This window comes from Bacteroidota bacterium (assembly GCA_008933805.1).
GTDB lineage: Bacteria > Bacteroidota > Bacteroidia > UBA8524 > UBA8524 > SB11.
In genome coordinates, this window is sequence record WBUH01000011.1 from 115790 (window position 1) to 129656 (window position 13867).

The following is a 13867-nucleotide window of genomic DNA, read 5'->3' on the forward strand; positions in this document are numbered from 1 at the left end:
ATTTTCAAAAATTTGTGTGTTCTAATCATGTATTGCTTTACTATTTTAGTAAACAGCGGTGTAATATTGCCAACTATGTCATCTCACCATTTTGTAAAAGAGAAACAAGAGCCGGCGTTGATTATTGCTAACGGCGAAGAGTGCAGTGCTGAACTGATGGGTCAGTTGCTAGAGTGGCAACCAACTGTAATGGTGCTTGACGGTGCGCTTGACCGTGTGCTTGAGCTAGGGATAAAGATTGATATTGTGCTGGGTGATTTTGACCGCGAACACCGCCCCGAGGAGAAACTGGCACACCACCAGCCTGTGACGGTTGTGCATACCCCCGACCAAAATAAAACCGATCTTGAAAAGGGTATTGATTACTTGCTTGAGCAAGGGTACCCCGCGGTGAACATTGTTTGGGCTACCGGCCTGCGCGCCGACCATACTATGGCAAATATTACCAATATAGTAAAGTATAAGGGTAGCATAAATATAGTGGTGTGGGATAACTACTCTAAAATTTTCCCGATTAACGGAAATTTTGAAAAATGGTACCCTAAAGGAACAATTTTATCGCTGGTGCCTGTAGGTTTTGCAGGGGGTATAAGTACAGAAGGGCTTTTGTATAACCTTACTAATGATTGGCTTGAATTGGGCAAAAGAATAGGCAGCAGCAATGAAGCTTCGCAAAACGGTATTGTTAAAATCAGTTATACCGAAGGCGATTTATTGCTGATGGAATGCCATGATTAGAGTTGTAGGTTTGAGGTACCCTATCATGTAAATTCAAAAAAAACAAATAGACCTAAAAGCACTATAAATATAGTGGCCACGAATACCCAAAAAACAAATTGTATTCTTTTCTGGCGTAGTTGATGGCGTTCCCAGGTTAAAGCAGGTTTTTTCTTTTGTTTCATTAACCGTATGCAAATACGTAAATATTTCTTTACTGGAAAAGTATTTGCGATTAAAGATTTATGATTTTTTTATTGTAATGAAGAGTGCATTCTTAATGTTTTCAATTTGTTTGCAATTAGGTCTCTTTCTTTTGGACTTTTTGCTAATGCTGCTGATGAGATAAGATGTTGCTCTTCTAATGATTTTTGTCCTGTTATATGGTATATATGTGCCAGAGCAGCGTGGTACAGATGATGGTTTCTTAGCTCGTTTAGTCGCAATAATAGTTCTATGGACTGCATCGGTTGCCCTGCATGGGCAAGTACAATGGCCTTGTTCAGCTGCACCATTGGCGATGGGTTTATCTTTTCTAATAGTTCATACAAACGATATATTTCTCCCCATTCTGTCTTTTCAAATGAAGGGCTAAGACAGTAATACGAGGCTATCATAGCTTCAATATGGTAATTGCTCAGGTTTTGTGTCATGCTTGATTCTTTTAGAAAATCAACGCCCTTTTTTATTAGCTCTTCGTCCCATAACTCGCGGTTTTGGTTGGCATATAATACTATCATTCCTTCGCCATCCACCCGTGAGTTAAAACGGGAGGCGTTAAAACACATTAGAGCCAGCAATGCCCACACCTGCGGCATATCTGTTGCGGGGTTTTCGGTTAGTAGTAAGCAAAGTCTCATCGCTTCAAAGCACAAATCGTAGCTCAAAATGCCGTCTTTTCCTGTAGAGCTGTTGTATCCCTCGTTAAAAAGAAGATAAATGCTTTTAAGTACTGTATCCAAGCGTTTTGTCAACGCGGCACCCGTAGGTAAGGCAGGCAATGAGTCCATTTGCCTCAATTTTTCTTTGGCTCTGTATAGTCTTTTATTAATTACTTCTGTATTGGTTAAAAAAGCTGCTGCAATTTCCTGATTTCCAAAACCGCAAAGGGTTTTTAATATTAGTGCTATTTGCGCTTCTTTACTAAGCACGGGCGTGCACAACGCGAAAATCATCCGCAATTGATTGTCTTTTATCTCCTCGGCTAAAAACAAATGGCTCATTGTAGCCTCCATTGTGTAGGCAGAGTCTAATAAGTAGCCTAAGTCGCCGGTAATTTTTCGTATATTTTTTTGACGTCGCAGGTAATCGATAGCTTTGTTTTTGGCTACTGTGTATAGCCATGCCACCGGATTGGGGGGTGGGCCGTTATAGCCCCACTGCTTTAAGGCTAGCAGTAAAGTATCTTGAACAATATCTTCGGCAAGTGCCAATTGACCCATGCCGAAGATACGTGTTAACGAAGCCACCATTTTGCCGTACTCATTACGGAAAAGGTGCTCTGTGAGTTCTTGTGATGATGTATGTTGCAATTACATTCCGTTGTTTTGTATCGGACGAATTTCAACGATGCCGTCCTCAAAATCAAGCGTAGGGCAGCCTTTTGAAAGCTCTGTAGCTTGCTCAAGTGAGTCGGCTTTAATTAACAAATAGCCGCCTACAATTTCTTTTCCTTCTGTAAAAGGCCCGTCACTAACAATGTTTTTTGTGCCGCTAATGGTTTTTCCGTTATCAAGCAACGGATGACCACCTGCTTGGTGGCCTTTTTCGTTTAGGTCTTTAATCCAAACCATCCATTTTTGCATGTGGGCTTGTACTTCCTCGGGCGAATCTAATTTACGTCCGTCGCCACCACGGAACAAAAGCATAAAATCTTTCATGTTTTTATTTTTTTAATGTTGATGCTGTTATTACGAATGGGGGTTAGATTTTTGGACAATAATTATAAAATTTTTTTTTAATTCTTTTTTCCTGCCATTAAAGCGGCCTACATACAATATAAAACAAAAAGGGCCGTGTTTACCACACGACCCAAAAAAACACTGTATAATGAAAAGTTGTCTCGATTTAATTAAGGAGCTGCTTTAAGGTTGGATGCTCCTGATGTTTGTACTTTAAGAGAGGGAGAACCTTTATACAACACTTCGCTTGCCCCGGATAAGTCGCCTTTTATTTCTTTCTGCGCATTAATTTCAGCATGGCTTGCCCCAACAACATCTAGGCTATACGTGTCCGTTATCATATTGTATGCCCTCAGTTTTGATGCACCTGTTATATCCGCATCAACAATTTCTGCCCTGCCCTCTAATTCTACCGTCGAACTGCCGTTCATCTCCAACTTCACTTCCTTTACCTCAATTTCTCCCTCCAACCGACAGGCACCATTTAGTTCTATCACCAGCTTTTCACCTTTCACCCCTCTTAGTTCAATTTGGTTAGCTCCGCTGCCTTCAACCTTGGTTAGCTTGGGCATGGTAATCAGTACTTGTATATCACTAATGTTATAGCCGTCAAAAATATCAAACAAACCTGCGTCGTATCCCACTTTAAGTTTGCCTCCTTCTACCCGTATCTCAACGTTTTCTTTCACCCTTGCAGGTCCGTGTACGGCCACAGTATATTCATCACCTTGGTTAATTTTTACGGTAGCGGGTATATTAATATCTACCTCGTTAAAATTGTCCAAATAGAACCATTTAGCGTCAGCGGGTATTGAGCCGTTATCAATTTTGCGGCAGTCTAAACATTTAAGACCGTTGTCGCCCATTTGCCATATCAGCCCGTAATTATTGGGGTCGGTAACCCGGTGTTTAAGGCCAAACTCCATAATCTCGGTTACACCTTGCTCAAACCACACTACCTTATTTTTTGGTACCCACAAACGGTAAACAATTTCTTGGTCGCGGTAAGGGATATTTTTGCCCGCATAAAAGTGTGTATTCAGCGTTAGTTTTTGGTCGGTAACCATATAATCCAACGGTATTTTCTCAGCATATAAGCGTGCTGTGTAATCATCCTGCCCGTGTGATGAGCGAATGATTTCGAGTTCCCAAACATCTTTTTGACTGCGTTGCACCTCAAAGCGCGCAATGTGCCATAGTGAATCGTTCAGGATTGAGTTGTTGGCAGAGTGTACAAAGTTGAACTGGGTAGGGAAAAACACTTTTGATTCATAATAGCTGTCCGAATGGCCGTCGTAGTTACCATAAACCTTATAATAAACGGGGTTAAATGCTGAAATGACAAGAGTGTCTCCGGCGTCTATTTTTTGGGTAGTTGTAACCGATTGCCTGCTTGAAAACGAACTGCCATATTTTACCGCCATTACTATCAATACAACAAAGGCAACTATTGAAAGTGCTGTGGTGGGATAGGTAATGGCTTTGTTACTCCACATTTTAATGCGTGGATTAAGCAGTTTTAATGCTGATGAGATAATACCCGTTATCATAAGTAACAGCAACAGCAAACCTGATGATACTACCAGCCAAAAATCATTAGTGTTTTCAAAGGCCAACGAAAGAACGGGCAGAGTGCCGTTGCTCATTAAATTGCCCAAAAGGGCAACAAAGGTGATAAAAAGTATAACTGCTGTTGCCAACAAACCCACACCAACTATCTTGCTGATGAACTTTAGAAAGCCCATTGCAATATCGCTCATTATACCAACGCCCTTGTTCACAGCCTGACCCACTTTACCTCCTTTACCCGTGCGGTAATCGTCAAAATTTTTTTTTACGCGTTCATATTCCTCTTTTACGGCCTTCTCAATATTGTCAACGTTCACTTTTTCTCCCTTCATCCGCAAACGGTCTGATTGTGTTTTGGCTTCGGGGATAATCACCCAAAGTATTACATAGAATAATAAACCGGTACCCACTACAAAAAACAAGAACAAAAAGCCCAAACGAACCCAAAGCGGGTCTACACCAAAATAGTGCCCTGCTCCCGAACACACACCGCCTAAAATGCTGTTTTCTGTATCTCTGAAGAAACGCTTGGCGGCAAAATCATCAGCAAATGTGTATTCACTGCTTTTGTTTTCCTTTTTTTCATCTTCGCCGGCTTCGGCGGTTTCTTCCGTTTCAAAATCGGCAGGATTGCCCATTATGCCTACAATCTCTTCCACATCGGTCATAGTAATTGCCGATTTTGTCTTTAGCCTTTCCTGCATCATTTCGGCCAGCCTGCTTTCAATGTCGTCTATAATTTCAAGGCGACTTTCATCCTTGGCAAAATGTCGGTTCAGTTGCTCAAGGTATTGTTTCAGGCGGTCGTAGGCTTCCTCTTCCACCTGAAAAATAAACCCTTTCAGGTTAATGCTTATTATCTTGTTCATTGTAGTTGGTAGTGTTTTTTATAAGTGAAATGTTTTCATAGTTTGTTACAGCGTTTGTCCTGTAGCTGTGCCCACGGCATCGTTCAAATCTTTCCAGGTGGTGTTCAACTCTGCCAAAAAAGATTTTCCCGCATCCGTTATTGAGTAATACTTGCGCGGCGGCCCTTGCTGACTTTCTACCCAGCGATAGTTTAGCAGTCCTGCATTTTTTAGCCTCGTCAACAGGGGGTATAATGTCCCTTCTACCACCAGCAGACTTGCCTCTTTTAGTTTGGCCAGTATGTCTGATGCGTATATCTCCTCACGGGCTATAATGGCAAGAATGCAGTATTCAAGCACTCCTTTGCGCATTTGCGATTGTATATTATCTAAATTCACAATACAAAGGTAAAGTAAAATTATAATACTATGCAATACATAGTACCATTTAAAAGATAGTATTCTATAAAATGTAACTTTTTGAGGATGAATGATTTTTTGAATACTTCTTTCGATAGGGGCAACAATACTGAGCTTGTCGAAGTATTGTTGCCTTGCGAAGGAGGGACAGAGGGGTTGACCTAAGCCGGTTATATTATACCTTTGGTGTGAGGAAAACACAATATGGGTATTAGTGATGCTTTAATACGATACTGGTTCACTTTCGATTTTTCAGACTATGAGATGACCGAAATACCGGCAGGCACATTATAAGGTTGTGGTATAACAGCTTTTGACAAAGAAGATGCCCTAATACTGCTGAACAGTTTAGTTTTTAACGGGAAAGAAATGCCTATAAAAACTATTGTGGAAAATGTGGATATCACATCATTAGATCAAGGACACGTTATACCAAACATGAACCCGCCAATTTATAGAGGCGTTTGGTTTCCTTTAGGATTCTAGCCTCGCCAGACATCCCCCAACCACTTTTCAAGGCTATCCACATCCTGCCTAAAAAAAGATTGGTATTATTTGTTGACACACACAACCTTTGCACTATAATGCCATCGGGCAGAAATAATCAACCGTGAAAAAACAAGAGTTAGTTTCCCAAATAAGAGCCAAAAAAAGCTACCTGTGCGTAGGACTTGATACGGATTTAAAGAAAATCCCAGCCCACTTGCACAGCCATGCTAACCCCGTGCTTGAGTTCAACCGCCAAATTATTGAAGCTACTGCCCCCTATACCGTAGCGTATAAAATCAATACCGCTTTTTACGAGTGGATGGGCCCAAAAGGCTGGGAAATAATGGAAGAAACCCTGAAACTGATTCCCCAAGGAATTTTTACCATTGCCGATGCTAAACGCGGCGATATTGGCAATACCAGTGCCATGTATGCCCGCACTTTTTTCGACACGATGAATTTCGACTCGGTAACGGTGGCTCCTTATATGGGGCACGACAGCGTGAAACCGTTTTTAGAGTTTACCGATAAATGGACAATTTTATTAGGGCTAACCTCTAACGAGGGGAGCAATGATTTTCAGCATTTACAGTCGGCAGAGAAGCCCCTGTACCAACACGTAATGGAAACCGCCCAAACATGGGGCACTCCTGATAACCTGATGTTTGTGGTGGGTGCTACCCGCACTGCCCAATTACAGCACGTACGCCAAATTGTACCCGACAACTTTTTACTGGTACCCGGTGTAGGCGCACAAGGCGGTAGTTTGGCCGATGTTTCACAATACGGCATAAACGGCGATGTTGGGCTATTGGTTAACTCTTCACGGGCAGTGATTTATGCATCAAATGGGGAAGATTTTGCTGAAAAAGCCCGCGAAGAAGCCCAAAAAGTGCAAAACGAGATGGCTGCTTGGTTATAATAGGTTGTTACATATTAAATTAAGCAATATTTAATGTCTCACATCTCTTGGTTTGGGAGTGTTTGACAATACAGTAGTGTTCTTTTTTTATTAAGAAATTGTTTAGCCACAATCCCAATTTGTTTCAATTGATTCATAGCCACACGATTTGCAAACAAAAAAATATATGTTTCCCAAATCACCTATCATTATTTTGTGAGCAGACCAATTTAAATCGCTTGGAGGGTATTTCACACCGTCCTCTACATCTTCGCTTGAAAGCTGGAAAAAGAAATCCTTCGTTTTGCCGCAATTACACACAGGGTATTGGGGATATTGCTGCCAACTGGGATATCCGCCTGACTTAGTTCCAATAACGGGATGATATTTTTCGGTTGCCTCGTAACCGTATTTTTTTTCGATGTCATTAATTTCCTTAGCCCAGCAATCTGCGTGGTCGGGAACATCGTCTGTTACAAAAAGTTTAAAATAACATTCCGTAGCTTCTTCTTCGGTATCTGTTGCTTGCAGTGGTTTCTTTGCGAGTATCCTGTTACTCCCTCCTTTATAATTGAAATAATAAACAATCGTTTTTAAATCACTTTTTTCTGAATAGGCATCCGGACATTTAAAGTTTTGACACCGAAAAACTTGAAATAAGTTCTTATTTTCAGGGAAGTAATGCTCAGGTAAATCATCTTTGTATAGCTGCAATACAAAATTTAAGGGGGCACCGCAGGAGGGGCAACAAGGATAGCTATCAAACCCTGTCATATTCGCCTCTCCGCCAAACTTACTTTCAGTAAATGATAAAGTTGTTTTTGATTTATGAGGACGCAGCAACGTGGTTTTACGCTGATACATTTTTACTAAAGCACTCATTTCATCGTCTCTTTCAAAACTTCCCACCACTCCTTTACTATGTTTTCCCCCAAATAATTTTTTAAAAAGATTCATCATTGGCAATTTAAGCTTTCTACAATATGTAATCTCTCAACTGTTGTTTGCAACAGGCAAGAGGTATGGAAATAACATTTGTTGTTTTTATTCAAGGCTGTTTTTCAGGTAGTTATATTTATTTTGGTTTATTTATTAACGTCTATAAGTGAGGAATGAACATTGTATTGTATATTTGCGTATTAATTACACAAAATGAAAACAACAGGAGTAATTGTCGCCCGTTTTCAAACGCCCTACCTGCACCAAGGGCATCGAACGTTGATTGACGACATCCGTTCGTCGCACAACAAAATAGTATCAGTTGTGGGTATCACCGCTATTAAAGGCAGCAAACGCAACCCGTTTGACTTTTATACCCGCGAAAAAATGCTTCGTCAGTACTTGCCCGATATGGTAGTGCTTCCCCTATCCGACCACCCCTCTGACGAGGTGTGGAGCAAAAACCTTGATAATTTATTACTCTCTGCCTTTCCGCACGAGCATTTTGTGCTGTATGGCAGTCGTGATAGTTTTATCCCCTACTACACTGGCAAATTAGAAGTAAAAGAGTTGCCACCCGCAGGCCAATACTCTTCAACCACCATCCGCCAGGATGAGGCCGACAAAGTGTTAGGCTCGGTTGATTTTAGGCTGGGGGTAAATTATGCCCTGCAAAACACTTTTCCTAAAACGTATACCACGGTAGATATTGCAGTACTTTCAGGCGATAACCGCCAAGTATTACTGGGCCGCAAACACGGAACTGCCCAATGGCGCTTCCCGGGCGGGTTTACCGACCCTACCGACGATTCGTACGAGGCTTCTGCCCGTCGCGAGTTAATAGAGGAATGCGGCAGCATAGAAACCGGAGCAATGACCTACGTAGGCTCTGCAAAAATTGACGATTGGCGCTACCGTAGCGAAGAGGATAAGATTATCACGCTGTTGTACAAAACCCACCACGTTTACGGCCAGCCCCAAGCAGCGGATGATATTGAAGCCGTGCAGTGGTTTGCCATAGAAGACTTAAAAACAATGATTGAGCGCAAGGAAATAACTGCTGAACATACGGTTTTGGTAACTATGCTCTTGCAAAATTTGGCGGTTTGACACCTCCCCCAACCCCTCCTTTTCAACCCACAAACCCCACAAGGAGGGGAGTTTACCCAACGATTAAAAAGTTAAGAAACCAACCATAATGACAACACAAGAAAATTTGGTGCTGTTGGCCGATGCCTACAAATACTCGCACCACAAACTATATTATCCCGGTACAAGCAAAGTATATTCTTATTTTGAAAGCAGGGGCGGATTGTTTCCCCAAACGGTGTTTTTCGGTCTGCAATATTTCATCAAACAATACCTTGAAGGGGAAGTAATTACTACCGAAAAAATCGACGCTGCCGAAAAGGTGTTACAAGGTGTTTTTGGTCGCGCTGATGTGTTTGACCGCAGCAAGTTTGATTACATCGTGCAAAAACACAACGGCCACTTGCCCGTGCATATAAAAGCCGTGCCCGAAGGCAGTAACGTGCCTGTAAGCAATGTGATGATGACAATTGAAAACACCGATCCTGAATGCTTTTGGCTGCCCAACTTTTTAGAAACATTATTGGTGCAGGTATGGTACCCCAGCACGGTAGCCACGTTATCGCACCAAATACGCAAGGTGGTGGAGCAATACTACACCGAAACGGCAGACGATGCCGCAAAGGCAGGGATTGATTTTGTGTTGAATGATTTCGGCTTTCGAGGGGTGAGTTCGGTAGAAAGTGCCGGATTGGGCGGAGCAGCCCACCTGCTAAACTTTATGGGCAGTGATACCCTGATGGGTAGTGTGTTTGCACAGCGGTATTACAACACCCAAAAAGTGTACGGTATGTCCATCCCTGCTACGGAACATTCCATTTGCACGTTGTTGGGTGAAGAAGGTGAATTAGACATCTTTAAACACGTTTTAACAACCTTTCCTACAGGGATAGTAGCTTGTGTGTCTGATTCGTTTGATATTTTCAGGGCGTGTGCCGAGTATTGGGGTACGGAGTTGAAAGAGATGGTACTTGCCCGCGAAGGTACGCTGGTAATCCGTCCCGATAGCGGCGACCCTGTGGCTACCCTTACCCGTGTGTTTGCTATTTTGATGGATAAATTCGGGTACACCATAAACAGCAAGGGCTACAAAGTATTGCCCCAACAAGTAAGGGTGATACAAGGCGACGGTATTAATTACGACTCGATAAAAGAAATATATGCCGCCTTGAAACAACACGGCATAGGTGCTGAAAACCTTGTGTTGGGCATGGGCGGTGCGCTGTTGCAAAAACTTGACCGCGATACCCAAAAGTTTGCCTTTAAATGCTCGTATGCCGAGGTGGGAGACAAGGCGGTGGATGTGCAAAAACGGCCAATGGAGTTGGACGCTAACGGCAACATTACCCTGTCGTTTAAAAAATCAAAAGCAGGCAGGTTAAAACTGGTGCTTACCGATGACGGCTATAAAACCGTAAGGGAAGAAGAATTACCCCACTTGCAAGACCAATTACATACTGTTTTTGAAGATGGTAAATTGTTGGTGAATGACTCTTTTGAAAATATCCGTGAGCGGGTAAAGGAGTAATTTACCTTCTTGCCTTTAAAGGGTTTTGGTTGAGCATTTCGGCAAGTAAACCATATAAATAGGGTGCATTTTGCTTAAAGGTTTCAGGGGTTTCAAAAAAATACTCAACCGATACGGCAAAAAACTCAAGGTAATTGGTAAACGCATATTCACGCAGGGCATCGTGGGCTTGGAGTTCCTGCCTGTAATCTTGGTTATTGTAAAGGCTATACCAACGGTTAAGTCGGCTTACCATACACACCTCACCGTGTACCCCGTCTTGTTGGGCTTGTAAAAAGTATGCGTGTGCAAACTCATGCAGGCCTAAGTTGTAGTTGTCATTTTCGTCATCAATACCTTCGATAAAGTTATTCCACGACAATACAATAGCCCCGCCCGGGTTTACCTCTCCTTTGTGGTGTTTGCCTGTTATCTTAGAGGTATACTCCTGCGGATACACAAATATTTTTTCAAAACCTGACAAAAGATAATCGCTCATGCCAAAGCTAAGCGTTACTGCCTGTGAGGCTATTAATAATTCAATGTCTTCGGTAATGGCAAATCCCCCGCGTCCGATAAAGTGTTTCTTGCTGATAAATTTCCGCACCCTGCACCCGAATTTTCGTTGCTGATAATGGCTTAGATTCCTATAAAAAGAAGAATGTCGGAATATTATTGATGCCTTTTCTTCGGGGAGCGGAAACAAGTTAAACTCAAAAAAAGCACTTATAGAAACCCCTGTAATATCGTATATGTAATAATTCAAATATTTGAAATAGGTATCAAACAAAATACTAATAAATAGCAGCACGATAGCAATACCGGCTGCGCCCAAAAAAAGAACAGCAATTATGCGTAGGATGTATTCAGTAATTAAATCTGACATGATAATAAGTCGTTCTTCTAAACGCTGGCATAAAACTTGAGCCCGAAAGTAAAATTTTTTGCGTCTTTTTCGCACCCCTTTCATCAATACCTAACAGAAGTATGGAAACTAAAAACGAATTGATAGCACAATGGCCGTTGCACAAACAACGGATTGAGGGCTATGTGTTCTCGTTGGTGAAGGATAACGATGAAACCAACGACATTGTGCAGGAGGTGTTTGTGAAGGCGTTTACAAAAATTGAGAGTTTGAAAAACCCCGATAAGCTGTTGCAATGGCTTTTTAGCATAGCCCGCAACGAAACCAACCGGTATTTCAATTCAAAAAACAAGTTTCAGCCGGCCACCGAAGAGACGGAAGAGGCAATCGAACCCGTGCTACCTGCTAACGGACTTGAAGATTGTATAGGGAGGTTTATTAATGCGCTACCTGAAAAGTATAGCGCAGCGATCCGGTTAGCGGAGCTTGAAGACTTATCTCAGCTTGAACTGGCAAAAAAGCTGAACATCTCATACTCAGGAGCTAAATCTCGAGTGCAGCGCGGCAAAACCAAGCTAAAAGAATTGCTGACACAATGCTGCCAAATAGACCACGATAAGTACGGAAATATTTTGGAATGCACACCCAAATCGAGCAGGTATCACGCTCAATACTGCGTGTAAGCTTCCGTGCGTTCCCCCGTAAACGGGGGAACCTGTTACACCAAATAGTGCAGCACGGAGGGGTAAAACTCAATCAATACAACCCGCGGCAATGCATCTTTCAATACACTCGCCTTCTTCACAACACACATCATCACAGTAAATGTCACAGCAATCCTCGATGCAGCAATTTTCATAACAGCAGGAAATATCACACTCTTCGCTGTTACTGCAATTTACACTGTATGCTTCAGCTGTTTTGCCACAGGTAATTTTTACGTTACAGTAATCCGTTTGTGCGGGTTCTGGGCAAAATTTTTGGAGCATTACCGGCGCACTTGCATTGGATGCAAAGACCTGCATTTCCATGTTTTTAGGAGCATTTTCCTTTACCACGTTTTGTGCCTCCGCAATTACAAAGCCGGTAAACAAAAACAGGGCGGCCATAAGAAGCCTTTTGAATCTGTTGTTTTTCATACGTACTAATGATTTTAGTGGTTAATAAATATGTTTAATACCCAATAGATAAACGTAGCAATGAAAAGACGCAGGGGGAATAAAAAAGGGTTGCCCTCTTTTGAGGCAACCCTTTTGAAAATGTTATTTTAATGGGGCGTTAGCAGCAACCCGAAGTTCCGCAGCCAATTACGGTAATTGTACCGCAACAAGTGTTATCGTCGCAGCAGTCGTCGTTTTTCAAAATCACATCGTTGTTTTTCATACCTGAAAATTATTTAAGGGGTTATAAAATTTGTTTAACACCCAATAGATAACAAGGGCACGAAAAAGACGCAAAACCGAAAAACTACCCAATATTTACCGTAGGGGCACCGCTGTCAATCCAGCCGCCATGGGTTGTAGGGTCGCCGGCGCGCGCAGCGGGACGACCATTAATCATCACCGTTCCTGAGCCGCCTGCAATATTGTTTTCATGGCCTCGGCAAAACAACTTATCGCCCGCACGGGCAGCAGGTTTGCCGCTAATAAAAACATTGGGTGAACACGGCGCTAAAATAGTACCACCCCTATGCGGATAATCACCTTTTGAGGTTTTCTCAGTCATAGGGCAAACGTGCAAATCTTCTTCTCGTGCAGCAGGACGCATACTGGTTTTAATTAAGATTTATAATATTTCCTTCTAACCTAAGTTCCCCTTCGGCTTTGATGATCTGCTTGCCTTTAGAAACCTGTTTAATATACTCTGCATTGGTGTTTATACCGTCGCCCGATGTTATTTCAATACCTCCCACTCCCATTTTTATCTTATTTCCTGCTGTATCTTTCAATACAATGCTATTTGTAGTATCATCAAGTATAATACTATTGCCCTTGGGGGTTTGTAAAACAACTTTACTAGTGTCGTCGCTAGGTATTTCAGCGTCAATAAATACTTCAGTGGTCCAAATTGCATCCGCCACAATATGGCGTACACGGCTCACTTTACTTTTTTCAAACACTTCCCCAACCCCGCTAAAATCAATCTCATAATCGCACCAAACGTCAGTATTGCCCTGTAGTTTTATGCTTCCGGTAGTTTTTGTGCCGTTATAGCTTAAGTTAATACCCAACACATTCACCCCTAATTCTGGCTTAAACTCCATACTTGTAGCTTTCATTAGCTCTTTGTTCCTATCCGTCACACATTTATAAGTGTAATAAAAGCCAAGCGATTCGCTGCTATTTAATTCCACTTCAGTTACCCTGCCCGAAAACAATCCGTTCAGGTTGCCGTCATACCCAACTTCAATATATACAAGGCTACCTAAACCACACTGTGCGGGTGGCATAAAGCTTGTTTCGCCACTAACGGCAACTGAAAATTGAGCGACAAAGTTCTCTCTGTCTAATTGTACAATACCGATAGATATTACTTGGTCAGCAGGGTCGAGCGGGAAAACTCTAAAAGAGACAATTTCGTTTTGCATTCGTTAGGATTTAGTCAATGCAAGGTATAAAATAT

The 13867-nt window shown here is 42.1% G+C and carries 14 protein-coding genes; 5 read left to right on the forward strand and 9 right to left on the reverse strand.

Annotated features, from left to right (window positions below; genetic code table 11):
• Positions 1-75: 75 nt before the first annotated feature.
• A complete protein-coding gene (locus tag F9K23_11940) occupies positions 76-738 on the forward strand; it encodes a thiamine diphosphokinase (GenBank protein KAB2915198.1) in 663 nt (220 codons plus the stop codon).
• A 233-nt stretch (positions 739-971) separates the two neighbouring features.
• On the opposite strand, the gene F9K23_11945 is transcribed toward F9K23_11940, so the two are convergent.
• The 4 genes from F9K23_11945 to F9K23_11960 all read right to left on the reverse strand — a co-directional run bounded on the left by F9K23_11945 (position 972) and on the right by F9K23_11960 (position 5434).
• The gene (locus F9K23_11945; GenBank protein ID KAB2915199.1) at positions 972-2249 is read right to left on the reverse strand and encodes a sigma-70 family RNA polymerase sigma factor; all 1278 of its coding nucleotides are present in this window, start codon (positions 2247-2249) and stop codon (positions 972-974) included.
• Positions 2250-2597, reverse strand: a complete 348-nt coding sequence (locus tag F9K23_11950; protein KAB2915200.1) for a hypothetical protein — start codon at positions 2595-2597, stop codon at positions 2250-2252. It abuts the gene before it with no gap.
• 191 nt (positions 2598-2788) lie between these two features.
• Positions 2789-5056 (reverse strand): PspC domain-containing protein, encoded by a 2268-nt coding sequence (locus F9K23_11955; protein ID KAB2915201.1) that lies wholly within the window; start codon positions 5054-5056, stop codon positions 2789-2791.
• Between the two features lie 45 nt (positions 5057-5101).
• Positions 5102-5434, reverse strand: coding sequence for a PadR family transcriptional regulator (locus tag F9K23_11960; protein KAB2915202.1), 333 nt, complete (start codon positions 5432-5434; stop codon positions 5102-5104).
• A gap of 631 nt (positions 5435-6065) precedes the next feature.
• Here F9K23_11960 and pyrF point away from each other — a divergent pair.
• On the forward strand, positions 6066-6866 hold the full coding sequence (pyrF, locus tag F9K23_11965) for an orotidine-5'-phosphate decarboxylase (protein KAB2915203.1): 801 nt from the start codon (positions 6066-6068) through the stop codon (positions 6864-6866).
• 102 nt (positions 6867-6968) lie between these two features.
• Here pyrF and F9K23_11970 read toward each other — a convergent pair whose 3' ends face one another.
• Positions 6969-7805 carry a DUF1963 domain-containing protein gene (locus F9K23_11970; protein ID KAB2915204.1) on the reverse strand — a complete coding sequence of 279 codons (837 nt, stop codon included), beginning with the start codon at positions 7803-7805 and terminating at the stop codon, positions 6969-6971.
• A gap of 192 nt (positions 7806-7997) precedes the next feature.
• Here F9K23_11970 and F9K23_11975 point away from each other — a divergent pair, with 192 nt between their 5' ends.
• A complete protein-coding gene (locus tag F9K23_11975; protein ID KAB2915205.1) occupies positions 7998-8894 on the forward strand; it encodes an NUDIX domain-containing protein in 897 nt (298 codons plus the stop codon).
• Positions 8895-8982: 88 nt separating this feature from the next.
• Entirely contained in the window at positions 8983-10401 is a 1419-nt protein-coding gene (locus F9K23_11980; protein ID KAB2915206.1) for a nicotinate phosphoribosyltransferase, read from the forward strand.
• Between the two features lies 1 nt (position 10402).
• Here F9K23_11980 and F9K23_11985 read toward each other — a convergent pair whose 3' ends face one another.
• Positions 10403-11350, reverse strand: coding sequence for a zinc-dependent peptidase (locus F9K23_11985; protein KAB2915207.1), 948 nt, complete (start codon positions 11348-11350; stop codon positions 10403-10405).
• A 17-nt stretch (positions 11351-11367) separates the two neighbouring features.
• Between F9K23_11985 and F9K23_11990 the strand changes: the two genes are divergently transcribed.
• On the forward strand, positions 11368-11928 hold the full coding sequence (locus tag F9K23_11990) for a sigma-70 family RNA polymerase sigma factor (GenBank protein ID KAB2915208.1): 561 nt from the start codon (positions 11368-11370) through the stop codon (positions 11926-11928).
• Positions 11929-11997: 69 nt separating this feature from the next.
• Here F9K23_11990 and F9K23_11995 read toward each other — a convergent pair whose 3' ends face one another.
• From F9K23_11995 to F9K23_12005, 3 genes are all read right to left on the reverse strand, one after another.
• On the reverse strand, positions 11998-12384 hold the full coding sequence (locus F9K23_11995) for a hypothetical protein (protein ID KAB2915209.1): 387 nt from the start codon (positions 12382-12384) through the stop codon (positions 11998-12000).
• Positions 12385-12712: 328 nt separating this feature from the next.
• On the reverse strand, positions 12713-13012 hold the full coding sequence (locus F9K23_12000; protein KAB2915210.1) for a type VI secretion protein: 300 nt from the start codon (positions 13010-13012) through the stop codon (positions 12713-12715).
• Between the two features lie 7 nt (positions 13013-13019).
• The gene (locus F9K23_12005; GenBank protein KAB2915211.1) at positions 13020-13832 is read right to left on the reverse strand and encodes a hypothetical protein; all 813 of its coding nucleotides are present in this window, start codon (positions 13830-13832) and stop codon (positions 13020-13022) included.
• Positions 13833-13867 lie beyond the last annotated feature (35 nt).